21 protein-coding genes and 2 pseudogenes are annotated in these 25,618 nt (G+C 70.7%); 10 read left to right on the plus strand and 13 right to left on the minus strand.

What is annotated here, in order from left to right; all coding sequences use genetic code 11:
* Nucleotides 1-49: 49 nt before the first annotated feature.
* Nucleotides 50-457, plus strand: a complete 408-nt coding sequence (locus AB0383_RS30450) for a RidA family protein (RefSeq protein WP_366189188.1) — start codon at nucleotides 50-52, stop codon at nucleotides 455-457.
* On the opposite strand, the gene AB0383_RS30455 is transcribed toward AB0383_RS30450, so the two are convergent.
* Together AB0383_RS30455 and AB0383_RS30460 are read right to left on the minus strand one after the other, a co-directional pair.
* Nucleotides 452-1,246 carry a PIG-L family deacetylase gene (locus AB0383_RS30455; RefSeq protein ID WP_364178648.1) on the minus strand — a complete coding sequence of 265 codons (795 nt, stop codon included), beginning with the start codon at nucleotides 1,244-1,246 and terminating at the stop codon, nucleotides 452-454. The genes AB0383_RS30450 and AB0383_RS30455 overlap by 6 nt on opposite strands.
* Before the next feature lie 63 nt (nucleotides 1,247-1,309).
* Nucleotides 1,310-2,188: an RNA polymerase sigma-70 factor gene (locus tag AB0383_RS30460; protein WP_366189189.1), complete on the minus strand. Its 879-nt coding sequence runs from the start codon at nucleotides 2,186-2,188 to the stop codon at nucleotides 1,310-1,312.
* A gap of 133 nt (nucleotides 2,189-2,321) precedes the next feature.
* Between AB0383_RS30460 and AB0383_RS30465 the strand changes: the two genes are divergently transcribed.
* Nucleotides 2,322-2,801, plus strand: a complete 480-nt coding sequence (locus tag AB0383_RS30465; protein ID WP_366189190.1) for a carboxymuconolactone decarboxylase family protein — start codon at nucleotides 2,322-2,324, stop codon at nucleotides 2,799-2,801.
* A 455-nt stretch (nucleotides 2,802-3,256) separates the two neighbouring features.
* Here the strand turns inward: AB0383_RS30465 and AB0383_RS30470 are convergent, their stop codons facing one another.
* A complete protein-coding gene (locus AB0383_RS30470; protein WP_366189191.1) occupies nucleotides 3,257-3,937 on the minus strand; it encodes a glyoxalase in 681 nt (226 codons plus the stop codon).
* Between the two features lie 171 nt (nucleotides 3,938-4,108).
* Between AB0383_RS30470 and AB0383_RS30475 the strand changes: the two genes are divergently transcribed.
* Together AB0383_RS30475 and AB0383_RS30480 are read left to right on the plus strand one after the other, a co-directional pair.
* Nucleotides 4,109-4,804, plus strand: a complete 696-nt coding sequence (locus AB0383_RS30475) for a DUF6313 family protein (protein WP_364178662.1) — start codon at nucleotides 4,109-4,111, stop codon at nucleotides 4,802-4,804.
* Entirely contained in the window at nucleotides 4,791-6,602 is a 1,812-nt protein-coding gene (locus AB0383_RS30480; protein ID WP_364178664.1) for a substrate-binding domain-containing protein, read from the plus strand. Before AB0383_RS30475 ends, AB0383_RS30480 begins: the two co-directional genes overlap by 14 nt.
* Nucleotides 6,603-6,672: 70 nt before the next feature.
* On the opposite strand, the gene AB0383_RS30485 is transcribed toward AB0383_RS30480, so the two are convergent.
* Nucleotides 6,673-7,134: a phage tail protein gene (locus AB0383_RS30485; RefSeq protein WP_364178667.1), complete on the minus strand. Its 462-nt coding sequence runs from the start codon at nucleotides 7,132-7,134 to the stop codon at nucleotides 6,673-6,675.
* Nucleotides 7,135-7,242: 108 nt separating this feature from the next.
* A complete protein-coding gene (locus tag AB0383_RS30490; RefSeq protein ID WP_364178670.1) occupies nucleotides 7,243-10,938 on the minus strand; it encodes a S8 family serine peptidase in 3,696 nt (1,231 codons plus the stop codon).
* A gap of 156 nt (nucleotides 10,939-11,094) precedes the next feature.
* On the opposite strand from AB0383_RS30490, the gene AB0383_RS30495 reads away from it, so the two are divergent.
* Nucleotides 11,095-12,090, plus strand: a complete 996-nt coding sequence (locus AB0383_RS30495) for a helix-turn-helix domain-containing protein (protein ID WP_364178673.1) — start codon at nucleotides 11,095-11,097, stop codon at nucleotides 12,088-12,090.
* Nucleotides 12,091-12,101: 11 nt separating this feature from the next.
* Here AB0383_RS30495 and AB0383_RS30500 read toward each other — a convergent pair whose 3' ends face one another.
* Nucleotides 12,102-12,977 carry an aminoglycoside phosphotransferase family protein gene (locus AB0383_RS30500; protein ID WP_364178900.1) on the minus strand — a complete coding sequence of 292 codons (876 nt, stop codon included), beginning with the start codon at nucleotides 12,975-12,977 and terminating at the stop codon, nucleotides 12,102-12,104.
* 100 nt (nucleotides 12,978-13,077) lie between these two features.
* On the opposite strand from AB0383_RS30500, the pseudogene AB0383_RS30505 reads away from it, so the two are divergent.
* Together AB0383_RS30505 and AB0383_RS30510 are read left to right on the plus strand one after the other, a co-directional pair.
* Nucleotides 13,078-13,470, plus strand: a pseudogene (locus AB0383_RS30505) (MBL fold metallo-hydrolase); the annotation flags it as partial.
* A 334-nt stretch (nucleotides 13,471-13,804) separates the two neighbouring features.
* Nucleotides 13,805-13,993, plus strand: a pseudogene (locus AB0383_RS30510) (dienelactone hydrolase family protein); the annotation flags it as partial.
* 618 nt (nucleotides 13,994-14,611) lie between these two features.
* On the opposite strand, the gene AB0383_RS30515 reads toward AB0383_RS30510, so the two are convergent.
* The gene (locus AB0383_RS30515) at nucleotides 14,612-15,304 is read right to left on the minus strand and encodes a dienelactone hydrolase family protein (protein ID WP_364178676.1); all 693 of its coding nucleotides are present in this window, start codon (nucleotides 15,302-15,304) and stop codon (nucleotides 14,612-14,614) included.
* A gap of 97 nt (nucleotides 15,305-15,401) precedes the next feature.
* Here AB0383_RS30515 and AB0383_RS30520 point away from each other — a divergent pair, with 97 nt between their 5' ends.
* On the plus strand, nucleotides 15,402-16,754 hold the full coding sequence (locus AB0383_RS30520) for a TrpB-like pyridoxal phosphate-dependent enzyme (RefSeq protein ID WP_364178678.1): 1,353 nt from the start codon (nucleotides 15,402-15,404) through the stop codon (nucleotides 16,752-16,754).
* A gap of 39 nt (nucleotides 16,755-16,793) precedes the next feature.
* Here AB0383_RS30520 and AB0383_RS30525 read toward each other — a convergent pair whose 3' ends face one another.
* Both AB0383_RS30525 and AB0383_RS30530 read right to left on the minus strand, forming a co-directional pair.
* On the minus strand, nucleotides 16,794-18,386 hold the full coding sequence (locus AB0383_RS30525) for a hypothetical protein (RefSeq protein WP_364178681.1): 1,593 nt from the start codon (nucleotides 18,384-18,386) through the stop codon (nucleotides 16,794-16,796).
* A complete protein-coding gene (locus tag AB0383_RS30530) occupies nucleotides 18,362-19,114 on the minus strand; it encodes an ABC transporter ATP-binding protein (RefSeq protein ID WP_366189239.1) in 753 nt (250 codons plus the stop codon). The genes AB0383_RS30525 and AB0383_RS30530 overlap by 25 nt, the downstream gene beginning before the upstream one ends.
* 135 nt (nucleotides 19,115-19,249) lie before the next feature.
* Between AB0383_RS30530 and AB0383_RS30535 the strand changes: the two genes are divergently transcribed.
* Nucleotides 19,250-20,071 (plus strand): class I SAM-dependent methyltransferase, encoded by an 822-nt coding sequence (locus AB0383_RS30535; protein WP_366189192.1) that lies wholly within the window; start codon nucleotides 19,250-19,252, stop codon nucleotides 20,069-20,071.
* Between the two features lies 1 nt (nucleotide 20,072).
* Here AB0383_RS30535 and AB0383_RS30540 read toward each other — a convergent pair whose 3' ends face one another.
* From AB0383_RS30540 to araD, 4 genes are all read right to left on the minus strand, one after another.
* Entirely contained in the window at nucleotides 20,073-20,975 is a 903-nt protein-coding gene (locus AB0383_RS30540) for a DJ-1/PfpI family protein (protein WP_364178684.1), read from the minus strand.
* A gap of 24 nt (nucleotides 20,976-20,999) precedes the next feature.
* Nucleotides 21,000-21,224 (minus strand): hypothetical protein, encoded by a 225-nt coding sequence (locus tag AB0383_RS30545; RefSeq protein WP_366189193.1) that lies wholly within the window; start codon nucleotides 21,222-21,224, stop codon nucleotides 21,000-21,002.
* A 15-nt stretch (nucleotides 21,225-21,239) separates the two neighbouring features.
* Nucleotides 21,240-23,003, minus strand: coding sequence for a VanW family protein (locus tag AB0383_RS30550; protein ID WP_364178690.1), 1,764 nt, complete (start codon nucleotides 23,001-23,003; stop codon nucleotides 21,240-21,242).
* A 90-nt stretch (nucleotides 23,004-23,093) separates the two neighbouring features.
* Nucleotides 23,094-24,812 (minus strand): L-arabinonate dehydratase, encoded by a 1,719-nt coding sequence (araD, locus tag AB0383_RS30555; RefSeq protein WP_366189194.1) that lies wholly within the window; start codon nucleotides 24,810-24,812, stop codon nucleotides 23,094-23,096.
* 146 nt (nucleotides 24,813-24,958) lie between these two features.
* Between araD and AB0383_RS30560 the strand changes: the two genes are divergently transcribed.
* Nucleotides 24,959-25,618, plus strand: coding sequence for a GntR family transcriptional regulator (locus tag AB0383_RS30560; protein WP_366189195.1), 660 nt, complete (start codon nucleotides 24,959-24,961; stop codon nucleotides 25,616-25,618).

Raw genomic sequence — 25,618 nt, forward strand, 5'->3', positions numbered from 1 at the left:
CTCCCGAGCCCCGAAAACCACTGGCCGGCCACGCGGTGGGTGCCCCACCATGCCGCCCGTGACCATTCAACGACAGAACCCGCCCACCCTGCACGCGACGCCCGGCTACCACCACGTGACCACGGTCTCCGGCCGCACGACCGTGCACCTCGCCGGCCAGTGCCCGCTCGGGCTGGACGGCGTCGTGGTCGAGGGAGACGTGCTCGCGCAGGTGGACCAGGTCGTCGTCAACACCGCCACCGCGCTCGCGGCCGCCGGCGCCACCGCCGACGACGTGGTCCGCACGGTGATCCACGAGGCCACGGCCGATCGCGCCGTGCTCTCCGCCGTGTGGGACCGGTTCACCGGCTCGGCGATCGGGCCGGCGTTCAGCACCGCGAGCACGTTGCCGGGCGTGACGTGCCTGGGTTATCCGGGCCAGCCGGTGGAGCTGGACGTCACCGCCGCGGTGTCATAGGCCCGCCATCAGGTCCGTCTCCGTGATCCCCGGACCGTGGCCCTCGCGGATGAACCACTCGATGCCGAACGCGTGGCCGAACGCCTCGTCGGGCATCGCGAGGAACCATGACTCCTCGCTGATCTGGCTCGGGTGCGCCCGCATGGCGGCGCGCTTCGCGGCGAGGTACGGCTTGACGTCGACCGCCGCCGTGATCTCGGCCTCGGGCTTGCCGAGCTTCTCCTGCGCGTCGACGTCCGGCACCGCCTCGCGCGGCATCGCCCCCATCTCCACGGCCAGCTCCAGCCCGCGGCGCATGTGGTCGCGGTTCGAGGTGGCCTGGTAGACGCGCGGCGTGCCGGCCAGCTCGGCGGCGCGCATGCCGACGCGGTGGACCTGGATGTGGTCGGGGTGGCCGTAGTTGCCGTAGTCGTCGTAGACCGTGAGGACTTCGGCGTCTTCCTCACGCAGGATCTCGGCGAGCCGCTGGGCCGCCTCCTCGATCGACGCCCGCCAGAACGCGCCCGGCGCGTCGTTGGTCGGCTCGCCCATCATCCCCGAGTCGCGGTAGCCCAGGAACTCCACCCGCTTGACGCCGAGCACCTCGGCCGCCCCGTGGGTCTCGCGCACGCGGCGCTCCCACAGCTGTTCGCCGTCGCTTAGGAACCCGTCGGGCACCTCGCCCACCTCGCCGCGCGTCGCGACCACCAGCACCACGCGGTGCCCGTCGTCGGCCGCTTTGCGCATCACGCCACCGGTCACGATGCACTCGTCGTCGGGGTGGGCGTGGAACGTCACCATTGTTGCCATGTCATCGAACTTACCCGCGGGGACCGACAAAAGCCGGTGGCCGGGTGAACATTCCGGCCTCGCCTATCGCTGCAAGCTCCGCTCCTTGTCCATGTGCGACAGCTTCTCCGGGTTGCGCACCGCGTAGATGCCGGTGACGAGTCCGTCGTCGATGCGCAAGGCCAGGACGGTGTCGAGGGCGCCGTCGAAGTGGACGGTGAGGGCGGGGTAGCCGTTGACCTGCGCGGGCACGCGGGTGGCCGTGGCGAGGTGGCCCAGGCCGGCGCCCAGGATGCGCGCGACGCGTTCGGCGCCGACGACGGGCTTGAGCACGGCCTGCTTGACGCCGCCGCCGTCGCCGAGGAAGACGACGTCCGGGGAGAGGATGTCGAGCAGGTGCTGCAGGTCGCCGGTTTCGATGGCGTGCTGGAAGGCGGCGAGGGCGTCGCGCGTGGCGGTGGGCGAGACCGGCCCGCGCGGCCGGCGGGCGGCCACGTGCTCCCGCGCGCGGTGCGCGATCTGCCGCACGGCGGCGCCGCTCTTGCCGACGGCGTCGGCGATCTCGCCGTAGCCCAGGTCGAACACCTCGCGCAGCACGAACACCGCGCGTTCGGTCGGCGTGAGCGTCTCCAGCACGAGCAACATGGCCATCGACACGCTGTCGGCCAGCTCCACGTCCTCGGCGACGTCCGGCGCGGTCAGCAACGGCTCCGGCAGCCACGGTCCGACGTAGGACTCCTTGCGGCGCCCGAGCGTCCGCAGGCGGCTCAGCGCCTGGCGCGTGGTGATGCGCACCAGATACGCGCGGTGGTTCTGCACCGCGTCGAAGTCGACGTCCACCCACCGCAACCACGTCTCCTGCAGCACGTCCTCCGCGTCGGCGGCCGAGCCGAGCATCTCGTAGGCGATGGTGAACAGCAGGTTGCGGTGCGTGAGGAACAGGTCCGTGCTGCGGTCGGCCATGCGCTTCCCCCTTCGGTTTCGACAGCTTCCCCCACGAGACGCCGCCCGGCTGTGTTTCGTGACATGTCACAACGACGGGGCCGCCGGCATCTGGTGGGCATCAGTTCGCGAAACCACGAGTGAGGACGACCCCATGACCCGCATGAACCTGTTCGAGAACGAGTTCGCCACGAAGTTCGCCAAGCGCTTCGCCTCCGCGAGCCTCCTGTTCGAATCCTCGGCCCTGCCCAAGGCCACCCAGGAGCTGGTCAACCTCCGCGCCAGCCAGCTCAACGGCTGCGGCTTCTGCGTCGACATGCACGTCAAGGACGCCGCGGCCGCCGGCGAAACCGCGGTGCGCCTCGCGTTGGTGGCGGCGTGGCGCGAGTCCACCGTGTTCACCGAAGCCGAGCGCGCGGCCCTCGGGTTGACCGAGGAGGCCACCCGCATGGCCGACTCCGCGGGCGTCTCGGACGAAACGTGGTCCCACGTCCGCAAGAACTTCGACGACGACCAGATCGCGGCGCTGGTGTGCCTGGTGTCGATGATCAACGCGGCCAACCGGATGAACGTGATCGTGCGCAACCCGGGTGGGTCGTACGTGGCGGGGATGTTCGACGAGCTGGTGAAGTGAAACTGTCCGGCCCGGGGTTTCGGACGTGGCCGGCTTCGTCGATCTCGAGCCGCGCCGTCAGCCGTGGTTCGCGCGGGGATGTACGCCGGGCGAATTCCGCGCTCGCCCATCGCTGTCTCGTACGCGCCCAGGATCCTTCGAGTTCCTCGGCCAGGTCTTGGGCGTGCTCGCGCGCTTCGGGTACCCCTTCCGATTCGGCGGCCAGCTCGCGGAGTTCGGCCACGAGGATGGAGAACGAGTCGCCCGCGATGTGGACTCCGGGGAACGCCCGGCCGGGCAATCGGAGGACGGTGTAGTTGCCCTGGCGGGAAAGCAGCTCGACCTCGACGGGTGTCATCCGGCCATTGTGGTCAGTCAGCGGGTTCGCCGTCCATCGATTTCCCCGCCAGGGCAACGTTCTGCGTCTCGACGTCAGGTGTTTCGTGCGTCGTGTGGCGTTCGTCGGCCCGATCTCTTCAAGGGTCTTCCTCCTCGGCAGACCCCGGCCGGGCCATCGCGTACAACCGGTAGCGGCACATCAACACCTCGGCCGACGCGGTGGTTTCCCACGCGAAACCGTCCGGGTCCGTGAAAGCGTCCTCTCCGCCGACCACGGCGATCCGGTGCGAACCCGTGCCCGCCGGGGCCACGCCGGCGTCTTTGGCCAGCGCGCGGCGGCGGTACAGGGCCAGCTTCACCGGGCCCGTCTCGAACTCGACGTACATGCGGCCGAAGCTCTTCCCCACGCTCAACCCGCGCGAGGCGTAGAACTTCTTGCTCGCCACCACGTCGTCGACGCCGAGCAGGAGCACGATGGCGTCGAACTCCCGCGCGGCCGGGCCGGTGTCCTTCTTGGCGGACGTCGCGACCTTCCAGATCGCGCCGTCGGGCGCCTGGACGACGCCGCCGTAGCCCCACATCGATTTCGCGGGGGCCTTGAGCGTCGTGGCGCCGGCTGCGAGAGCCGACGAGATGAGGGCGTCGACGTTGGCAGGCTGGGAAACCGTCAGCGAGAGCGTGAAGCCGCGGAAGCCTTCGGACGGTTCCTGCGAAGCCCGCAGACGCAGGCGGGAGCCGAGTCCGAAGGCGTCGGCGTAGAAGCGTTCGGCGGCGGTGGGATCGGTCACTTCGAGGGTGATCGTGTCGATTGAGGTCATGGCTGGAACGGTAGGTGCGCACCCGTGACCAGTGCTTCTCCATTCCTGCTCGGTATTTCCGGGTGGCAGCCTCCTGCCACGCTTCTTTGACTGACCGCCACTGTCCGGTAGATTTTCGGCCATGGGTGGCGGAGGGGGGCCTCGCTCGGTTCGAGCGTGGCCGCGCGGCACATGACCAGGCAAATCACCGAAACGACCAAGGTCGATCCACCGCCGCCGCGCGAGTCGCTGCGGGCGTTGCTGCGGCGCCGACGCCGGGGTGTCGGCCGGTTCAGGGGCATCCAGTACTGGCTGCGCGTGCGGGGCTACTACTTCCTCGCCGCGTTCGCGGGCCTGTTCGTGGTCAACGCCTTGGTCATCGGGGGCCGGGTCGCCTACGACGTGACCGTGCAGATCGACTCGCCGTGGGACACCTCGAGCCCCGCGCTCGCCCTGCCGTTGTCACTCTCCGGGTGGCTCGTGGTGACCGGTTTCGCGGGCGCCGTGGCGGGTTACGTGGTGACCGAGGTGACGGACAACCGCACCATCGGGCGGATGCGCGGCCGGGGGAACGCCCGGCGCATCGCCCTCATCCCGCTGCTCGACCGCCTGCAGTACCGCCGGCACGGGTTCGAGGTGCCGCACTACTTCGGCATCCGGTTCGCCCTGCGCCACGACGGAGACTGGGCTCGCGCGCAGGACCACTGGGAGATCATCGTCGAGAAGTTCCTGAACGTCGCCGAGTCCGATCGCACCCACGGGCCGCGTCAGGCGATGTGGCAGGCCGTGCTGGAGGCCTCCTACGTCCTGGACGGAATGTCCGGAAAGTGCCCGGTTTGCGAGGAAACCGCGGCGAAGGGGGAGGGGAAAACCGATGCCCGCCAATGACCCGCAGCCGCCGCAGACCGTCGACGAGATCGCCAGGAGCCTGTACCAGACGGCGTACCCGGAGCGGACCGACGATCCCGACTGGGTCGAAGAGCAGGTGTCGGTGGCCGTCGAGCGGATCAGCCGCGCGGAGCAGGCCGACCCCTCGACGTCGCCGGGCGCCCGCCCACTGACCGACGCGGTGATCAACCGCGCCGCGCCGAAGCCACGCCGGGGGCCGCGCATCGCCGCCGGGGTGGTGCTGGCCGCGGTGGTGCTCGTGGCCGTCGTGCTCGGGATCGCGGAGCGGCAATGGGTTGCCGAGACCGCGATCAGTGGTGACGGCATCCTCGGCCTTTCGATCGCGGCGGTGGTGGCCGCGCTGGCCACGAGCGTCAGCTACGTGCGGGTGCGCCGGCGCCAGATCCTGTCGTGCCGCGTGCGGATCGACGCGCCGTTCGGCGTCGACATCGGCGAAACCGTGCGCCTGGAGGGCGAACACGCGGCCGTGACGGACCCGGGTGTGGTCGTGGTGCGGGTGAAGAACACCGGCGGCTCGACGATCACGGCCGCGGACTACGTTTCCCCGCTCGCCCTGCACTTCCCGGGCCGGCAGGTGATCTCCGTCGACGCCACCGAGTTCGAACCCGTCGAACTGCAGCGGGTGATCAGCAAGCTGCCCGGGTTCACGATCGAGGAAGATCGGGTGCAGCTGCCGAAGGTTCCGCTCGAACGGGAAGCCTCGTACAAGCTCGTGATCGTGCTCTCCGGTACGACGCCGGGGGAGAAGCACCAGATCGCCGTCGAAGGGCTCCTGCGCGACGGCCGGATCACCACTCGCGAAGGCAAGGAAAAGGTCGGCCCGGGCACGCTCGCGTGGGGCGGGCTCACGGCGATCTGCGCCGGCGCGCTCGCAGTGGTGCTGCTGCTCAACAACGTCGCGCCGTTCACCAAGCTGCCGCGGGGCGTGGCGTGCGAGGCCGGCTCGCTGAGTGTGGAGGGGTCCAGCGCGTTCGGCCGCGCCGCGACGGAGCTGGCCGGCTCGTACGAGGCGTATTGCCCGGGGTCGGCCGTGAAGGTCGGCACGCCCGGCAGCGTGGAAGGCCTGCAGCGCCTGCACGACGGCACCATCGACCTCGCCCTGTCCGACGGCAAGTTCGACGAGCCCGACTTCGCGCAGTTCGTGCCGCAGAAGCTCGCGATCGTCCCGTTCACGTTGGTGGCGAGCAAAAACGTGCCCGTCGACAGCTTGTCCGTGGCGGACGTGCGCAAGATCTTCACCGGCGGCGCCCGTGTCTGGAGCGACATCACCGGCAACCCGCGCGACACCGGCGAAATCCGCGTCGCGGGCCGCTCCACCTCGTCCGGCACGCGCCGCACGCTGGAGAAGTACCTCCTCGGCACGCCTGCCGCCCCGGTCGGCCAGGCCCAAGCCACGTCCGACTCCTGCCGCGACCTGCGCCCCGGCGCCGCGGCCTCGTCCCCGATCATCTGCGAACAAGGTTCGACCGGCGACCTCATCGACCGCATCGCCACCCTCGGCGACGCCATCGGCTACGCGGACGTCTCCGACGTCGCCCAGTCGAACGCCGTCAAGAAGATCAGCCTGGACGGCCGCAACGCCACCCTCGACGACATCCGCGCCGGCTATCCCTTTTGGACGGTGGAGTACGTGTTCAGCCGGGGACCGCTGGAGTCGGGATCTCTGGCGGCGGCGTTTCGGGACTACCTGCTGACGCCGGAGGCTCGGAACGCGATGGTGGGATTTCAGTACTACGCGTGCGCGGGTGGGGAACAGGATCTCTGCGGCCGACGGTGACACGGGGTTCCCACGCTAGTCCGCCCATCTGTCGGAATCTCCCGCCAGGTTGTGCGGCCGTACCTCGGGGTCAGTACTCGTTCTTGATCACGAAGTAAGACCCTCGGATCGTTCCCGCCAGCTTCGACTTCTGGCGAGCGAACTTGAACGCGCCGAGCTCCTCCGGCACCTCCATCCCGTCGGACAGCTTGAACCCGACGGCCCGCTTGCCGGCCTCGTTGACCGTGTACATGACGTTGATCGACAGCCCGTTTTCGTAGAAGACGTAGGCCATCCGGATGTTCTCGACCTGGAACGCGGTGGCCTCCAACGGAGGGGAGGCGATGACGATGCCGCGTTCCTCCGAAAGGATCCGGTGGACCCACTCGATGGTCGCCGCGGCGTCGGCGGCGGGCTCGACCGTGAAGAGGTGGTCGTATTTATTCTTGAAGTACCGGGCTTCGTTCGCGCGCAGGCCGGCGAGTGCGGCGGCGACCGGCGAGGACTCCAGGCCGTCGGTCGATACGGTGACGAAGTCGACGGTGTGGGGCATGAGTACCTCCGCGGCTCGGTCCGGCGTCGAACACCGAGCCTAGGCGCAGGGGAGCGAGACTGCGCTCTTGCGGCCCGCCCCGAGACAGGGGCGGGCCGCAAGAAACGATCAGCGAAGCCCGAAAGCCCGCACGATCGTCTGCGTGACGGAGTTGCCCGCGGAATCGGAAGCGGTCACCCGCAGCGAGGCGAACCGCGCCTTTTTCGGGGCGTCCAGCCGGTAGTCGCCTCGGTGGTCATCGGAGAGGCGGGTCCAGGTGGTGCCGTCGTCGTAGGAGACCTCGACGCGGGGCGCGCCAACGGTGCCGCCGCCCGCGATCGAGACCGGGGTCAGACCCACGGACACCGGGGCGCGCTGTTCGACGGTGACGCCGAACTTCGAGTCGCGGGGCACGGATCCGGCGGCGTTCGGGTCGAGGTCGTAGCGGATCTGCAGCAGTGGCAACAGGTCCTGTTCACCGGAGACCTTCGGGGCGGCCGAGGTGAACGTCCACGCCGTCGTGGTCGAGGACGAGTACGGGTTCGCGTCGCGCTCGTTCGCCACGACCAGGCGGTACTGCCGCGGCCCGGAACTGGGGGCGGTGGGGTACATGATGAGCCCGTTGTCGGACTTGCCCAGCTCGGTGTCGCCCTGGAAAAGGGTGACGGTCTGGCGCGCGTCGGAACTGGCCCCGACGTGGTCGGCGTTGCCGTAGCCCGGCACGTCGATCCGCATCTGGTCGCCGGTGCGCGTCGGGCCGAGGTAGTTGTTGTTGAGGTACGGCCGCTGGATCGGCGTGAACCAGTCGTCGCTCGACACGGTGCCGGGCCGGTACGTCCGCGCGACGCCCCACTCGCCCAGCACGCCGTCGGTGACTTCGTGGCCCCACCGGTTCGCGCCGTCGGTGGTGACCCAGTCGGTGCGGTGGCCGCTGGCGGCCATCGCGACGTAGGTTCCGATGCCCCACTCCGAGTACGACGGGAAGTCGTACCGCCATTCCTCACCGCCACCGTTCGGGACGGACCCGGCGAACGTCTCGTCGACGCGCGCGAGGTTCTTGCCCGACGCGTGGACGACCATGTCCTTGGGCAGGTCGTTCTGCCACGTGTGCATGAGGTCGTAGAGGTACGCCGGCGCCGGGTGCGACTCCGTGCGCAGCGTCGCGTTGCGCTGCCTCGCCTGGGCGATCAGCTTGTTGCCTTCGTCGGGGCTGAGGAGCCCGACGTCGATCGGGCTCGGGTGCAGCGAGTCCGTGCCGAAGAACAGGTTCTGCCGACCGGGCTGATCGTTGGCGACCAGCAGCAGCTTGGCGCCGGCGTCGGCCGCCGCCTTGGCCAGCGCGGCCGGGGTCGCCGACGCGGTGCGCCGGACGACCACCGCCTTGCCGCGCGCGCCGAGGCCGGCGTAGTCCGAAGGCGCGCCATTACCCGCGAAGACGAGCGGCAGGTTGCGAGTTCCGTCGGGCAGCGGGGTGATGCCGCCCTGCCGCAGGACGTCGGTGTAGTCGGTGCCCCGCGCGGAAACCGTCAGCGCCGGCTGTTCCTTGCGCCACCGCGCGCCGACGATGAAGTCGCCGTGCGTCACCTTGCCCTGCGGCTGGATCCACAGGCTGTCGACGCCGGTGGCGGCCAGACCGAAGTCGTGCCAGCGGCCGTCCTGGTTGAGCATCCGCGAGTACTCGAGCCGCAGGTAGCTGGGGACGCCGGGCTGCGGGGTGGTCTCGTCGACCACCCGGACGTGTCCGGCGTCGAGCGTGATCGTGCGGTCCCCGTCGAACGTGAAGTCGGGATCGCCGAGCAGCGCCACGCCCTGGGAATTCGGGCCGTGGACACCGGGCACGGTCAGGTAACCGAGCGCCGAGTACTGGTCGTCCGGCGTGTAGAAGCTCACGCTGCCGTCGACCGGCACCGGGATCGGGTTCGGATCGCCCGCCCGGAGCACCATGACGAAAGCGGACGCCGGCTGTCCGGCGGAGTCCTTGACCTTGATGGTCAGCAGGTGCGTCAGCGCGCCGAGCGAGACAGCGGTGTGCGCGGCGAGCGCGCCGTCCGGACCGGTGGCCAGGATCTGGGCGGTGAAGCCCTCGGACGCCGCGGGCGCGGCGTGCGGGTCGATGGTCACGGTGACTGCGGCGGTGCCGTGCGCGGGCACGGTGACCCGGTCGGCCGAGAGCGTGAACAGGCCCTTCGGCACGCCGGGCGCGGCGATCGACAGGGCGAGGTTCACCGGCGTGGCACCGAAGTTGGTGTACGTCACCGGGCGGCTGACCGGGCCGGACCCGTCCTGCCCGGCGTACGCGGTGGCCGAAGCGAAGATCCCGGCGCGGGCGGCGGCAGCCACGTCCACGCGGCCGCTGCCGGCCTGGAACGCGGTGTAGTCGGGAGTCTGCTTCGCGGTGCTGGTCAGCAGGTCCTTCAGCTGGGCGCCGCTGAGCTCGGGGTGCTTCGCGGCGAGCAGCGCGGCGCTGCCGACCACGTGCGGCGTGGACATCGACGTGCCGCTCAGCGTTTGGTAGAAACCCTCGCCTTCGGACGCGTACTGCGACCGCGCGGCCAGGATGTCGACGCCGGGGGCGGTGATCTCCGGCTTGAGCGCGCCGTCGCCGACGCGAGGGCCTTGGCTCGAGAACTCGGCGAGGTGGTCGGTGCCGTCCACCGCGCCCACGGTCAGTGCCGCGTCGGCGGCGCCGGGCGAGCTGACAGTGCCGGGGCCGGAGGTGTTGCCCGCGGCGATCACGAACAGAGCACCGGTTTGCGCGCTGAGCCGGTTCACCGCTTGCGACATCGGATCCGTGCCGTCGGAGGGCTCCTGCGTGCCCAGGCTCATGTTGATGATCTTGGCGTGCTCGTCGACCGCCGCCCACTCCATGCCGGCGAGGATCTCGGAGTCGCTGCCGGAGCCGGAGTTCGCCAGCACCTTGCCGATGTGCAGGCGAGCGCCCGGGGCGACACCCTTCTCGGTGCCGCCGGACGCGGCGCCCGTGCCGGCGATGGTGGAGGCGACGTGGGTGCCGTGGCCGTGGAGGTCCTTGACGTCCTCACCGGGGATGAAGCTGCGCGTGTCGACGATGCGTCCGGCCAGATCGGGGTGGCCCTCGTCCACGCCCGTGTCGAGCACCGCGACGTCGACGCCCTGCCCGGTGTCACCACCGGTCCAGACCTCGGGCGCGCCGATCTGCGCGGTCGATTCGGCCAGGTCGGCGTAGACCTTGCCGTCGAGCCAGATCTGCTTGATGCCGTTCGCGAAGGCCGGTGCCGCCGCGAAGGACGACGGCGCCCCTGCTGTCACCGCGGTCCAGAAGTCCCGCGCCTGCGCGTGGTTCTCGGTGACGGCGGCGCCGCCGACGCTCGCCAGCGGCCGGACCAGGGCCGAGCCGCGGGGCGCGGTGTTCGCCTGGAATCCCGGGGCAGCGTTGGCGTAGGAGACGATCAGGGGCAGGTCGGCGCGGTGCGCGTCGTCGTAGCCGGCGGCGATCAGGTCCGTGACGTCGAAGAGGCGCCGGTCGAGGATCCCCTTGGCGAGGTAGGACATCGCCGAGGACGGGTAGACGTACACATCGCCTGCCGACTCGAGGATCCGCGCGTCGGAGGGGCCGCCGTCCGGCCCCTTGACCGAGATCGTCCCCCCGCTGTCACCGGCGTCGCCGGTCGTGTTCACCGTGACGACATCGCCGGTGACCAGGGTGACGGTGTGGGTTGGCGGGGCCGCGGGCCCCGACGATCTGCCGGGAGCGGCCGAGGCCGGACCGGCGACCAGAATCGAGCTGAGCGACGACGCGAGGCACGCGGCCGCCGCGACGGCCCGACGCTTGCGTGAAGTTCTCAACGAGGGGTTTCCTTTCTGCGCAGGGGCAGACCGGCGAGCGCAACTGCCACACCGGAACGGCCGAACAGTGCCAGCCGCCGGAACCCGTCACAAGATCCCCGAGTGGCTGCTCACTGCCACCTGGCACAATCCCGACAACTCGGGTAGAACATTCGCATGGAACTCGCGGTGCTGGGGTTGTCCGCCGACGAGGAGCGGGTCTATGAAGCGCTCGTCGCCCTGCCCGGGTCGACGGTCGCGGCGCTCGCCGACCACCTGTCGGGTCCGGCGGGCCCGGTGCAACGGACGCTCGACGCTCTCGTCGACAAGCACCTGGTGGCCGCCAGCGGCAGCCCGGCGCGGTACCTGGCCGCTCCGCCGGACATCGCGATCAACCAGCTCGTGCAGCAGCGGGAGCGCGAACTCAGCGCGGCGCGCGCGAAAGTGCACTCGCTCTCGGAGATCCACCGCAGTGCGCACCGTACGAGCCCCGAGCTCGTGATCGAGCAGCTCACCGACCGCGAAACGATCGCCGCGGCCGTCGCCCACCTGGAATCCGAGGCGCTGCACCAGGTCCGCGTGTTCGACACGCCGCCGTACTACGAGCCGCCCGGGGGCGAAGGCGCCGCCCGCAACACCCAGGCACAGATCGCCCGCCACCAGAACGACGGCGTCGCGCACCGCGTGATCTACAGCCTCGACGCGGTGGCCTGGCCCCAGAAGCTGGAAACCGACATCCTGCCCGCCGTCCGCGGCGGCGAAGAAGCCCGGACCCGGCGGACCCTGCCCATCAAGCTCATCATCCGCGACGACCAGGACGCCCTCATCCCGTTCGACCTCAGCCACAGCGGCCTGCAGGTCGCCTACCTCGTCCGCCGCTCCCCGCTCCTGACCGCCCTCGAGGCCCTCTTCGAGGGCGAATGGGCCCAGGCCGCCCCGCTCGACGCGTCCGCGGTGACGCCCGGTCCTTTTGGTGGCGGTCCCCGGCCGGACGACGAAACCCGGGCCCTGCTCACGATGATGATGGCGGGCCTCACCGACACGGCCATCGCGCGCGTGAACGGCTGGAGCACCCGGACGACGTACCGCCGGCTTCAGCGTCTGATGACTGAGCTGGGCGCGTCGACTCGCTTTCAGGCGGGCAGTCTGGCGGAACGCCGCGGCTGGCTGTGAGCGCGGCTTGATCACCGAGTCAGGGCGAGCAGTTCCTCGATCACGGGCTCCGGCCCGCCATGGGTGAGGCGCGCGATGGCTGCCATCGGCGCGATCACCTGACTCCAGGCGTACAGCCGGTTTTCGTCGAGCCCACACGCGGCCGCCACCCGCCGGCACCGGGCCGCGACACCCTCGTGCCCGGCACCGGCAACCACGTAGTCGACGGCATCGAAACACGGATCGCCCAGGCACGCCTTCGGGTCGATCGCGACCAGCCCCCGCGCCGGGCCGCCGTCGAGGACGTTGCCGAGATGCAGATCGCCGTGCACCAGCACGAGCTTGGTCTGGGTGGCCAGCAACATCTCGCAGCGCCGCATCGCCCGCCGCCACGTGGCCTGATCGATCCGTGCGCCGATGGCCGGGTCGGAGAGCCTCCGGCCGATCCGGGCGAAGGCCTCGTCACACCGACCGCGCAGGTCCCACGGCCAGTGCGCGGGCGGGGCCACGGCGTGCAGCGCGCCAAGCAACTCACCCCACCGCCGCGGCAAAGCCGGCTGCGGCAGGTCTTCGGCCTCGGTGCCCGGGACGATCTCCTCCAGCACCATCACCCCGGCGTCGGCATCGGTGGCCAAGACGACCGGCACCCGGCCCGAGGGCGCGAACACGCGCAGCATCTCCACCTGCTTGGTCAACAACGCCCGATCCGGACTGAGCTTGAGAACCGCTCGGGTCCCGTCGTGCCATCGACAGCGCATGACCACAGACGAGGCTCCACTCGCGAACGCCTCACCGAGCACGAGGCCCCACCGGGAGGCCAGCCGCGCCGCCAGGGCCGGCACCTCAGCGAGCCAATCCTCGACCTCGGGACCGAACCGCCCCGCCAACCGCGCACCGACCTCCGCCATGTCCACCCCGGAAGTCTGCACCCCGGCGGCCGGCGCCGCTTCGACATTCGCCGCACCGGCGCCCCTCGCGCCGGGTGGGGACACCTGACACAGTGGACCGATGCTGAATCAGGTGGCCGACGGCGTCTGGGTGCGGCAGAGCGAGTGGGTCTGGAGCAACGCCACCGTGGTGCGCGCCGACGACGGGCTGGTCCTGGTCGATCCCGGCATCGGCGGTGCCGATCTGGCCGAGCTCGCCGACGACGTGGAGCGGCTCGGCGTTCCGGTGGTCGCCGGGTTCGCGACCCATCCCCACTGGGACCACCTGCTCTGGCACTCCCGGTTCGGCGACGTGCCGCGCTACGCCACCGCCGCCTGCGCCGAGGTCGCGAGCGGAGCCCGGGAGCGGGCCCGGGCGATGGCCGCGGAGAGCGTGTCGGGCATCCCGCTCGAACTGGTCGCGCTGCTCACCCCGCTGCCCGCGGACGGGGGACCGGTGCCAGGCGAGCTCGTCGCGCACGAAGCGCACGCCGCCGGCCACGCTGCGGTCCTGCCTGCGCCGGACTCTGTCGGTGTAGATCGATGGGTGCGTTTCCACACTGAGCGCACCATGTCCTGGCTGGTGCGCGCCGAACGCCTCGGACTGCGCGACGACTGGGCTGAGGTGCCGCCGGCCCCTGAGTGGCCACGGAAAGGGATGACCACGACCCTGCTGCATTCCACTCCAACCTCTGTGACGGCGGGCTCGTTCGCCTGGATCGGAGCGGCCGGTGTGCGCACCGGGCCGGCCGCCGGGCTGCGGGTGACCGCGGCGGAGGAGTACCGCCGGCTCGAGGCGGAGCTGCCGAGTGGTTTCACACCCGCGCGCAGAAATCCACGTCCAAGAAGATGCCGGCCACGCGTTCCACAACCGGGTCGCTCCGATGTTCTACCGGCCGGAAGCGGCTGCCCGGGCTTGGGATCTGACAGTGGAATTACCCCCAACGACGGAGGCGCCGGCATCCTGCTGCCCACGACTGCCGACCGCGACGCGATGAAACACCGTCACACCGACTGGCTCTCCGGTCATCCCTCCGGCCTGTGAGCGCCTGGAGCAGACCCAACCGCACGGGTCACGATATGTATACAAAACTCACTCCACCTCGGTGGGCAGGATCCGTTCATCCCGCGGTCGGACGTTTCTGTGGTGGAGACAGCGGACGACCACCAGGTTTCTGCTCACCTGTGAGCTCACCACGTTGCTGATCTTACGGTCAGCGGGCTCCGCACCTCCCACCTCTGTTGTGACCGAGCGGCTGGTCGCGGGCGCCCGCGCTCACGGCGCCCGGGTACATGGTGGATCCGGTCGAAGGAAAGGCTGGTGATCATCACCCCGCGGGTGGCATCGTCGGCTACCGCATGGAGCAGGTCGTCGATCGAACCGGATTGCCAAGCCGTGCGGCTGGCGTACAGGTGGGTGTAGGTGATGAAGTCCGGGTCTGTTTCGTCCTCGTCGGTGCACACGGACATCCAATAGCGGGCGTCGCGGTGCCATCGCAGATGAGGCGCCGGTCGGGGCGGCGGTTCGGGATCGTTCGACCAACTGGTTGTGATGATCCGGACTTAGTCAATGTGCTCGACGGTCACCGGCCGACCCTACAGTCGTGAGGCTGCCGTCACACCGGCAATGTCCTCCGCAAGAAGTCCACCGCCAGATCCCAAGCCCTCGCCGCCGCTTCCGGCCGGTAGAACATCGGCGCCACCCGGTTGTGGAACGCGTGCCCCGCGTCTTCCTGGACGAAGATCTCCGCGCCAGGATGCGAAGCCACGGCGGCCTCCACCACAGCCACATCCGACCGCGGAATGAACGGATCCACCCCACCGAAATGGAACTGGATCGGGCAACCCACCTCGTCCAGCGAAGCGATCTCCGCAGCCACCGTCGACCCGTAGAACGACACCGCCGTGTCCGGCGTACCCGCGGCGGCCGCGGCGAAGGCGAGAGACCCACCCAGGCAGAAGCCCAGCACGCCGGCACCAGAGGCCACACCGCGCAGGTGCGCGAGGGTCGCCAGGACATCCGACAGAGCGAGCGCGGGGTCCAGCTGACCGGAGATCTCCATCGACCGGGCGACCCCGGCCTCGTCATGCGCCGACGACCAGCCCGGCGCGAAGCGGTGGAACAACTCGGGCACGGCGACCACGTAACCCAGCTCAGCGAGGTCCGAGGCCACGCCGGAGAGATAAGCGTCCAGGCCGAAGATCTCCTGGATCAGCACCAGGCCGGGGCCGTGGCCGCCGGCGGGGAGCCACACGGGCAGGTCGACGGGACCGTCGGCGAGCTGCACGCGATCGACACGAGTGGGCAAGTTTCCTCCCGAATAATTCCACTGTGGACAATCACGACGGGCTGGCCCACCGGCCTCCGGCGATCTATGTTGAGTTTTCCAGACCTCAGGAGGCGTGATGGCGGAGCGCACCAAGTACATCCTGGACGAAGCCGATCTCCCGACGCAGTGGTACAACGTGGTGCCCGACCTGCCGGAGCCGCCGCCCCCGCCGCTGCACCCGGGCACGCGCGAGCCCGTGGGGCCCGAGGACCTGGCGCCGCTGTTCCCGCAGGCGCTGATCGCGCAGGAGGTGAGCACCGAGCGTTACGTGGACATCCCCGAGGAGGTCCGCGACGTCTACCGCCTGTGGCGCCCCTCGCCGCTCTACCGCGCGCACCGGCTGGAGAAGGCGCTGGGTACGCCGGCGCGCATCTACTACAAGTACGAGGGCGTGAGCCCCGTCGGTTCGCACAAGCCGAACACCGCGGTGCCGCAGGCGTTCTACAACGCCGCGGAGGGCGTCACGCGCCTGACGACCGAGACGGGCGCCGGCCAGTGGGGCAGCGCGCTGGCGTTCGCGTGTGCGCAGTACGGGCTCGAGTGCGAGGTGTGGCAGGTCCGCGCGTCCTACGACCAGAAGCCCTACCGCAAGCTCATGATGGAGACGTTCGGCGCGACCGTGCACCCGAGTCCGTCCGCGCTCACCGAGTCCGGGCGGAAGATCCTCGCCGACGACCCCGATTCCACCGGCAGCCTCGGCATCGCGATCAGCGAGGCCGTGGAGCAGGCCGCGGCTGACCCGAACGCGAGGTACGCGCTCGGCAGCGTGCTCAACCACGTGCTGATGCACCAGACGGTGATCGGCGAGGAGGCGCTCAAGCAGTTCGAACTCGCGGGCGACACCCCGGACATCCTCGTCGGGTGCACCGGCGGCGGCTCCAACTTCGGCGGGCTCGCGTTCCCGTTCCTGCGCGAGAAGCTGGCGGGCCGGATGAACCCGGTAATCCGCGCCGTCGAGCCGGCGGCGTGCCCGACGCTCACGCGCGGCACGTACGCGTACGACTTCGGTGACACGGCGGGCCTCACCCCGCTGCTGAAGATGCACACGCTCGGCCACGGCTTCATCCCCGACCCGATCCACGCGGGCGGCCTGCGCTACCACGGGATGTCGCCGCTCATCTCGCACATCTACGAGCTGGGCCTCATGGAGGCGCTCGCCGTCGGGCAGCAGGAGTGCTTCGCTGCGGGCGTGCGCTTCGCCCGCGCAGAGGGCATCGTCCCGGCGCCCGAGCCGACGCACGCGCTGGCCGCGTGCATCCAGGAAGCGTTGCGTTGCAAGGAAACTGGCGAGGAGAAGGTGATCCTCACGGCGCTGTGCGGCCACGCGCACCTCGACCTGCCCGCGTACGGCGCCTACCTCTCGGGGGAGATGGTGGACAACGAGCTGTCCGACGACGTGCTCGCCACTTCGCTGGCCGCGTTGCCGTGACACCCCGGGCCGCGGGTCACCGGACCCGCGGCCCGGGGTTCACCGCTCCTTCGACACCGTCGCCAGCAGCTCGGGGCCACGCGTCGCCAGACGCTGGCGCGCGAGCCCGCCCCACCACCACGCCAGCACGGCGCCGACCACGATCCCGACCGGCACACCGAGCCACTGCAGCACCGGCGAGCCGAGCACCGCGCCGGCGATGCACAGCGCGAGCACCGGCAGCGCTCCGGCGGCGACCAGCAGCATCGTCGCGAACATCTGCAGCAGCCGCGCGCAGCCCGGGCGACCGCCGGACGACCACGGGCTCGAGCTCTTGCGCTGGTCGGGCAGCGGGTAGGCGAGGTACACCGACTGCAGCATCAGCACGCCCGCGCCGGCGCCCAGCAGCGCCGGCACCAAACCGAACACCCAGGGGTACGCGCCGCTCTCGCCGACCGCGCCCGGCAGGACCGCGGCCAGCACCAGCGCCACCGGCGCCACGATCAACGCCCACGCCAGCTGCCGGCCGCGCACGTCGGCGCGCTCGGCGCCGGGCACGGTGAGCGTGTGCCACAGCGCGCTGCCGTCGAAGCCGTAGAGGTTGCCCGACTGCATGCACGCGAAGAACACCACCGCGACCCCGAGATAGGGCACGATCGCCGGCCGCCCGCCGCCGGACAGCGCCGGGAGGACCGTGACCACGGCGCCGACGATCAGCGTCGACAGCAGGGCGACGCGCCGGCGGGCGTCGCGCCACCACGTGAACAGCTCCTTGCGTGCCACGGCACCCACGGGCGTCGCGGGCAGCAGGCTGCGGCGCACGCGCGCCCCCTCGGCCCGCACCTTCGTGCGCGATGCGCCGCGGAACGACGGGCTCGTCACCTGCCGCGCGAGCAGCGCGCCCCACGCCGCGATCAGCACGGCGATCAGCGCGAGCATCGCGACCAGCAACCCGAGCGCGGTGCCCCATTCGCCGGTGCCTGCCGCGTGCACCGCGACCGTGCCCCAGCCGGACGGCAGCACGTGCATCACGTTCACGAAGCCCGGCACGCGGCCGTTGATGATCGCGGGGCCGAGGCTGTTGATCGCCAGGTTCACACCGACACCGGACAGACCGGTGAGGGCGACCAGGATGATGCCGAGCTCCTTGCCCTTGCGTGACGTCAGCAGCGCGCCGAGCGCCGCCATCACCACGCGGTAGAGCAGCACCACGAACGCCAGCTGCAGCACCGTGAACACGAGCCCGACCAGCGCCGCGCCCGCGCCGAGGCGCAGGCCGTAGAAGAACAGGCCGAGGAACGCGACGAGGCTGACCAGCGTCGTCACCCCGACGAAGCTCGCGGCCAGCAGCCCGACGGCGAGCTTGCGCCGGCCGATCGGCAGCAGCGCGAAATGCTCCGGGCGCAGCGTGTCGTCCCCGCCGCCGGTGGCGATGGGCGCGAGTACCCAGCCGGCTGCCCACCCCGCGTAGACCGTGGTCAGGAGGTCGACGGTGACCCCGTCGCCGCCCCGGATCGGCACGAGACCCAGCACGATCGTCAGCACCGCGGCGACGAGCCCGATCACCCCGCCGACGACCATGCCCGCGACCCGGCCGCCGCGCAGGGAATTGCGCAGGACGCACAGCTTCAGTCGGACGAGGACGCCAACCACGACAGCCCTTCCGCTCCGCCGGTGCGCCCGCCCACGATGTGCACGAACGCGTCTTCCAGGCTTCCGCCACCCCGCACGTCGTCCACGGCGCCCGCCGCGACCACCCGGCCGCGCGTGATCACCGCGACGTGGCTGCACAGCTGCTCGACCAGCGCCATCACATGGCTCGAGAGCACCACCGCGCCACCCGAGGCGACGAACCGCTGCAGGATCGTCCGGATCGTCGACGCCGACACCGGGTCCACCGCTTCGAACGGCTCGTCCAGCACGAGCAGCCGCGGCCCGTGCAGCAGCGCCATCGCGAGCCCGATCTTCTTGCGCATACCCGCGGAGTAGTCGATCACGAGCGTGCGCTCGGCCTCCAGCAGCTCCAGCACGCCGAGCAACTCCTGCGCCCGCTCCGCGACGGTGCCGGGAGCGAGACCCCGGAGAAGTCCCATGTAGGTCAACAGCTCGCGGCCCGTGAGGCGCTCCGGAATGGACAGTCCGTCCGGAAGCACACCAAGCAGGCTTTTCGCCCGCTCCGGCTGCCGCCACACGTCGACTCCGAACACGTTCGCCTGGCCCTGATCCGGCCGCAACAACCCGACCGCCATCGACAGCGACGTGGTTTTGCCCGCGCCGTTGGGCCCGACGAGCCCGAAGAACGATCCGCGCGGGACCTCCAAGGTGACGCTGTCGACTGCGAGCGTGGTGCCGAACCGTTTGGTGAGCCCGTACAGGCCCATTGCGGCGTCTGTGCCGTTGTCGGCCACGAGTGCCCCCTTCCGTGGTCTGGATGGGGAGATTACGCGGGTTGGGGGAGGTGCGCGCGGTGTTTGCGGGAGGATTCCGGGGACGAATCCGAGTGGGAGGCGATGCGAGTGTCGGAGGTGCGGAGGTGGGCGGAGCAGCTGGCCGCGTGGGCGGTTCCCGGTGAGATCGCCGACGCCGTCGCGGACCCGCCGTGGGTGCTGCCCCGGCGGGTGTTCGAGCGCCGCGCCGACGCGCAGATCGCGGCGCCGATCGGCTCGACTTTCGCCGAGGCGGCGGCGGTGCTGGCCGAGCCGGGCACCGTGCTCGACGTCGGCGTCGCGGCCGGCGCGACGAGCTTGTCGCTGGTGGGGCGGGTGGGCGTCACCGCGGTATGCGGCGTCGACGGGGACGAGCAGCTGCTCGCGTCTTTCGCCGCCCGGGCCGCGCGTCTCGGCGTGCCCGCCGAGACGGTGCTCGGGCGCTGGCCCGGCGTCGCGGAGCAGGTGGCCGACGCCGACTTGGTGTTGTGCGGGAACGTGATCTACAACGTGCCCGACCTCGCGCCGTTCGTCCACGCCCTCACGAAGCGGGCCCGCCGGCGCGTGGTGGTCGAGACCGCGCTCAAGCACCCGCTGACTGAGCTGAACGAGCTGTGGGCGCGGTTCCACGGCGTCCGCCGCCCCGCCGGCCCGACCGCCCAGGACTTCTGCGCCGCGCTGGTCGAACTCGGCGTCGAACCGAAGACCACGCTGTGGCGCCGCCCGGACGAGGCCGAGCACGAGACGTTCGCCGACCTCGTCGACGTGACGCGGCGCCGGCTGTGCCTGCCCGTTGCGCGCTCAGGTGAGGTGGCCGACGCGCTGCTGGAGCTGGGTGTCGATCCGGCGTTGCCGCCCGATCTGGGGTCGTCGGGCCGGGAGCTCGCCACGGTGTCCTGGTCGCCCGCGTGAGTCAGAGTCGCGTGGCGAACGCCTTCGCGAACGTGTGCACATCACCGGGCCACCGCGCCGACACGTAGTTGCCGTCTTCGACGACGAAGGCCGGGCGAGCGTCGTCCACCGAGTCGCGAGCCCGGCCGCTCGCCTGCACCCGGTCCGTCGTGTCGCGGAAGTCCTCCGGACGCGCGAGGGCGCGGGTGACCTCCTGCTGCACCGACAGGTACCCGGCGGGCTGCCCCGGCTCCTCGCGGTAGGTGCGGTAGTAATCCGGGTCCGAGAACCGGGTCCGCCGCGCGAGGCGCCAGGCGGTGCGTTCCAGCTGCCAGGTCAGCGCCGTTGTCGTGCGGCCGTGCAGGACCGAGTGGCCGGTGTCCGGGTCGACGCTGCGGGCGGCGAGCAGCACACCGTGGCAGATCGCGCCGACCGGCAGGTCCCGCCGGAACGCCTCGACGACCACGTTCCGCAGCACCGGGCTTTCGAGGTACTCGCGCATGCCGCGGGCCCGGTGCCCGCCCGGCAGCAGCAGGCCGTCGAAGTCGTCGAGCCTGATCTCGTCCCAGCGGATCGGGGCGCGCCACGCCGGGTCGGCGAGCAACGCGCTGTGCGCCGAGCGTGCGGCCGAGTCGGCCCGCAACACGCGGCCGACGGCGGTGAGCTTCCGCAGACCCGGCACACGGCTCCACCGGTCGAGGCCTTCGCCGGTGACCATCAGTTCGTCGCAGTTCGCCTGCGCGCCCTCGGGAGTCGCGAAGACAACGTGTGCCCGGCCAGCACTGCCCGGCTGACGGCCACTTCGGACGGGTCCGAGTCCTGGGCCGGGACAGGGATCAGCACAGTCGCCAAGGCATCCTCCTGAAGCTCTGTCAGGAGGATGCCAGCCGGCGATCTTCAGGGCGAAACGCACCGGCCGAACCACCGCCGCCCAGCTGCCCGAGCCGCTTCAGTCGACCTGTGCCGAGCTGACGTACCAGGAGCCCGACTCGACGTCGATGGGCTCATCGACCCAAGGTTGCACGATGTCGGCGATCTCCGTGGTTATCCGCCATACATGCATGATCCAGCCCTCGGGCGTCATGTCGACCTGCCCGCGCAACGGCTCGACGACCTCCGCCGGCAGATCCCACTCCCGTTCGAGGAATTCGTCCGCGCCGAACTTCTCCACCATGTTGACCACAAGCACCTAAGCCCCGCAGGTGATCTTCGGCTGCGGGTTGTACCGCACCGTCCGCGTGTGGCGCGAGACTTCCTGCCCCGTGGCCGCGTCCTTCAACACCCGGGTGTCCGTAGTCGTGAACCCAGGCGCGCCGTTCGAAGCGTGGCAATTCTCCGCCGGTCCCGGCTTTGTCGGCTGAGGCGTCGGATTGGTCCGCTCGCCGGGAATCGACTCCACCGAGTACCGTTTCGTGCCCCACAGCTTCACCGTCAACGACGAAGGCGACCAAATCGTCTGAATGGCAATCCCCGTGGACGAATCGTTCGTGAACTTCAAATCGATCACGCTGGACCCATTGGGGTTCTGGAAAACCGTCGCCTCGCGCGCCGCGGGATAGCGGCTGATGTAGTAACTGTGCTCCTTGTGCCCCGCGTCCTTCATGCCGGCGAAGTACGCGGCGTTGTAGAGCGTGGTCGCGAACTGGGAGATGCCGCCGCCGACTTCGCGGGCCGGGGCGCCGTTCTCGATCACGCCGGCCTCGACGTAGCCCTGGGGTTTGCCGCGGGGGCCGGTGAAGCCGTTGAGGCTGAAGGTTTCGCCAGGTTTCACGATGGCGCCGCTGACTTTCTGGGCGACGACGCGGATGTTCACGCCCGAGTCGGGGGCGAAGCCGCCGGTGGTGAACTCGCCGACGACCTCCTTCACGCCCAGCGCGTTGGCCTGTTCGGTCGTCACCTTGGCCGGGCTGTTCTTGTACACGGCCTTCAGCGAACGACCGTCGGCGCGCTTCAGCACGTCCGGCAGCGGCTTCAGGCTGGGCTCCCAATCGACCGTCTTGCCGTCCACCGAAGGCTCGACGGCCGGCTTCCCCCCGCTGAACCCGACGGTCGCCTCCTTGCCCTCCTTCTCGGTGGACTTCAGTTGCGGGCCGGCAACCGCGACGAGCTTCTTCTGGTCCACAACCGGCAACAGCCCGCCGTCGTCAGCGGGCGCGAAAGTCAAAGCCCCCGCGATGTCACGCGGCTCCAAAACAGCGGCAGCGCCCTCACCCTCGACAGTCACCGGTGAAGCCACCGCGGGCCGAGCGAACTGCGCCAAAGCCGCCTGCACCCCGGCAGCAGTGGTCCGCACCGGCGCCGGCACAACCGGCAACGCCAGCTCGGCACCCGAAGCCCACTGACTAAGCACGGCAGCCTTCGCCGCGGCGACATCGAGCTTCTGTCCCGGCTGCGGTGGCACTGCGACCGGCGTGGTGCCGTCGAACCGCACCGTGCCCTCCACCGCGGCGCGATCCACCCGCCCGCGCAGGTCCTCCAGAGCCGGATCGAGCCGGTCACCCTCGGCGTGCGACACGACGCCGATCTCGTGCGTCGAGAAGAACGACGCCAGCCGCGTGAACGGATTCAGCGGCTGGTCGCCGGCCTGGTCCAGCGTCGCGGACCAGTCGAGGCGCAAGCCGGCCAGCGTCGGTGACAGCGTGGTGCGGGCCTCGCCCGCAGTCACGGTCAGGGGCTGCGTGAGCCGCGGTTCGATGAGACCCCGCAGCTCTCGCTCAGCCACCGGCCGGTCGAGGCCGCCGACATCGACGCCCGCCACCGTGGTCCCGCGTGGCACGCTGCCCTGGCTGGTGAGCAGGTCGATCAGGTACACGACCAGCAGTGCGGCGAGCACGCCGCCGGAGATCCACAGGGCTTTGCGCAGGCGAGGGCGCGATTCGGGCTCGGCGGGGACCGCCGGCAGCACGACCGTCTGCTCGTCCTCGGACTCCGGCCAGCGCGGTTCGTACGGCACCAGTTCGACCCTCCGTTTGCTGCGTCCCGCGCCACAGCGTACGGCCTGAGCCGGACATGCCGGACTAGTGCCCCTTGTGGAACAAACCGGTCAGCGAGCGTCGGGTTCCGGGTTGGCGCCGGCGCGCGCGAGGAAGTCGAAGTCGCAGCCCTCGTCGGCCTGGGTGATGTGCTCGGCGTACAGGGCACCGTAACCGCGTTCGAAGCGCGGCGCAGGCTCGAGCCAGTCCGCTCGCCGGCGCGCCAGCTCGTCGTCGGGCACCTCCAGCCGCAACGCGCGGGCGGGCACGTCGAGCGTGATCAGGTCGCCGTCGCGGACCAGGGCGAGCGGGCCGCCGACGTGCGATTCCGGGGCGACGTGCAGCACGCACGCGCCGTACGACGTGCCGCTCATGCGCGCGTCGGAGATGCGCACCATGTCCCGCACGCCCTGCGCGAGCAGGTGGTCGGGGATCGGCAGCATGCCGTACTCGGGCATCCCCGGGCCGCCGAGCGGGCCGGAGCCGCGCAGCACCAGCACGGAGTCGGCCGTGATGCCGAGTGACGGGTCGTTGATGCGCTTCTTGAGGTCGGCGTAGTCGTCGAACACGACGGCGGGCCCGGTGTGGGTCAGCAGCTCCGGCGTCGCGGCGATGTGCTTGATCACCGCGCCCGAGGGCGCCAGGTTGCCGTGCAGCACGGCGACGCCGCCTTCGGCCGCCAGCGGGTTGTCGCGCGGGCGGATCACGTCGTCGTTGTGCACGCGCGCGGTCGTGAGCGTCTCGGCCAGGGTGCGGCCGGAGACGGTGAGCCGCTCGGTGTGCAGCAGGTCCGTCAGGCGCGACAGCAGCCCGGGCAGGCCGCCCGCGTAGTAGAAGTCCTCCATCAGCCACGCGCCGCCCGGGCGGATGTTGGCGAGCACGGGCACGCGGCGCGCGATCTCGTCGAAATCGGCCAGGCTCAGCGACAGGCCGCTGCGCCCGGCCATCGCGATCAGGTGGATCACGGCGTTGGTCGAGCCGCCGAGCGCGAGCACGGTGGTGATGGCGTCGGCGTACGCGCGCTCGTCGAGGACCTTCGTGATCGTGAGGTCCTCCCACACCATGTCCACGATCCGCGAGCCGCTCGCCGCCGCCATCCGGTGGTGCGCCGAGTCCACGGCCGGGATCGACGCCGCGCCCGGCAGCGTCACCCCGAGGACCTCCGCGGCCGACGTCATGGTCGACGCCGTGCCCATCGTCATGCAGTGGCCGGGGGAGCGGGCCAGGCCGCGTTCCAGCTCGGACAGCTCCTCGTCGCCGATCGTGCCGGCGCGGCGCTCGTCCCAGTACTTCCACATGTCCGTGCCGCTGCCCAGCACCTCGTTGCGCCAGTGGCCCCGCAGCATCGGCCCGGCCGGCACGAAGATCGCCGGCAGGCCGGCGCTCGCCGCGCCCATCAGCAACGCGGGCGTGGTCTTGTCGCAGCCGCCCATCAGCACCGCGCCGTCGACGGGGTAGGAGCGCAGGATCTCCTCGGTCTCCATCGCCAGCAGATTGCGGTACAGCATGGGCGTGGGCTTCTGGTACGTCTCCGACAGCGTCGCCACCGGGAACTCCAGCGGGAACCCACCGGCCTGCCACACGCCGCGCTTCACCTGCTCGGCGCGCTCGCGCAGATGCATGTGGCACGGGTTGATGTCGCTCCACGTGTTGAGCACGGCGATCACCGGCTTGCCCAGGTGTTCCTCGGGCTCGTAACCGAGCTGGCGAGCCCGCGCGCGGTGGCTGAAGTTGCGCAGCTCGTCGCCCCCGAACCAGCGGTGACTGCGCAGATCCTCCGGTGTTTTCATGGCCGGGCCGCCTTTCGTCGCTACGAGCAGTATGGCATCTGATATATGATCACAGCCCGCCACGCGGGTCGCGGGCAGCGTCCGCGCCCGCCTGGTTGAATGTCGGTCTGTTCACCGCGGCAGACCGCGCGAGCCTGGAGTGTCCGATGCCACCGACGTTCAGCCTGCCCGCCTCCCGGACCGAAGTGGTCCTGGAGGAGATCCGGCGTGGCATCCTGACCCGCGAGCTGCTCCCGGGCCAGCCGCTGGTGGAGGCCGAGCTGGCGCAGCGCCTCGGCGTGTCGAAGACGCCGGTGCGTGAGGCGCTGAAGGTGCTGTCGAACTCCGGGCTGGTCACGTTCAGCCCGTACCGCGGCGCGTCGGTGTGCGTGGTCGACGCGGAGCTCGCGCGTTCGGTGTACGACGTGCGGATGGTGCTGGAGCCCGACGCGCTGCGCCGGTCGGTGGCGGCGGGGGCGTCGTTCGACGACGCGGCCGAAATGCTGAAGGAGGCGCAGGCGGCGCTCGCGGACAAGGACCACACCGCGCTCAGCCTGCTCAACCGCCGCTTCCACCGCGCGCTCTACGCCGGCTGCGGCAACCCGCTGATGGTCTCGATGCTCGACGACCTCAAGGACCGTGCCGCGCTCATCACCGTGGTCGGCTGGGACGCGAACCCCAGCTGGCGCAAGGAGTGGACCGAGCACAAGACTGTGCTCGGCGCCGCGAAGAAGGGTGACGCCGAGGGCGCGGCCGAGTTGCTGCGCAAGCACATCGGCGCGTTCCTCGAGCGAGTGCTGGCCGCGATCCCGGACGAGGGGGCGTAA

It is taken from the genome of Amycolatopsis sp. NPDC051373, assembly GCF_040689465.1.
GTDB lineage: Bacteria > Actinomycetota > Actinomycetes > Mycobacteriales > Pseudonocardiaceae > Amycolatopsis.

Bases quoted from the DNA above. Each gene is read 5' to 3' on its own strand.
- AB0383_RS30450 (WP_366189188.1), top strand. From the start codon at position 50: ATGCCGCCCGTGACCATTCAACGACAGAACCCGCCCACCCTGCACGCG.
- AB0383_RS30455 (WP_364178648.1), bottom strand. From the start codon at position 1,246: ATGGCAACAATGGTGACGTTCCACGCCCACCCCGACGACGAGTGCATC.
- AB0383_RS30460 (WP_366189189.1), bottom strand. From the start codon at position 2,188: ATGGCCGACCGCAGCACGGACCTGTTCCTCACGCACCGCAACCTGCTG.
- AB0383_RS30465 (WP_366189190.1), top strand. From the start codon at position 2,322: ATGACCCGCATGAACCTGTTCGAGAACGAGTTCGCCACGAAGTTCGCC.
- AB0383_RS30470 (WP_366189191.1), bottom strand. From the start codon at position 3,937: ATGACCTCAATCGACACGATCACCCTCGAAGTGACCGATCCCACCGCC.
- AB0383_RS30475 (WP_364178662.1), top strand. From the start codon at position 4,109: ATGACCAGGCAAATCACCGAAACGACCAAGGTCGATCCACCGCCGCCG.
- AB0383_RS30480 (WP_364178664.1), top strand. From the start codon at position 4,791: ATGCCCGCCAATGACCCGCAGCCGCCGCAGACCGTCGACGAGATCGCC.
- AB0383_RS30485 (WP_364178667.1), bottom strand. From the start codon at position 7,134: ATGCCCCACACCGTCGACTTCGTCACCGTATCGACCGACGGCCTGGAG.
- AB0383_RS30495 (WP_364178673.1), top strand. From the start codon at position 11,095: ATGGAACTCGCGGTGCTGGGGTTGTCCGCCGACGAGGAGCGGGTCTAT.
- AB0383_RS30500 (WP_364178900.1), bottom strand. From the start codon at position 12,977: ATGGCGGAGGTCGGTGCGCGGTTGGCGGGGCGGTTCGGTCCCGAGGTC.
- AB0383_RS30520 (WP_364178678.1), top strand. From the start codon at position 15,402: ATGGCGGAGCGCACCAAGTACATCCTGGACGAAGCCGATCTCCCGACG.
- AB0383_RS30530 (WP_366189239.1), bottom strand. From the start codon at position 19,114: ATGGGCCTGTACGGGCTCACCAAACGGTTCGGCACCACGCTCGCAGTC.
- AB0383_RS30545 (WP_366189193.1), bottom strand. From the start codon at position 21,224: ATGGTGGAGAAGTTCGGCGCGGACGAATTCCTCGAACGGGAGTGGGAT.
- araD (WP_366189194.1), bottom strand. From the start codon at position 24,812: ATGAAAACACCGGAGGATCTGCGCAGTCACCGCTGGTTCGGGGGCGAC.
- AB0383_RS30560 (WP_366189195.1), top strand. From the start codon at position 24,959: ATGCCACCGACGTTCAGCCTGCCCGCCTCCCGGACCGAAGTGGTCCTG.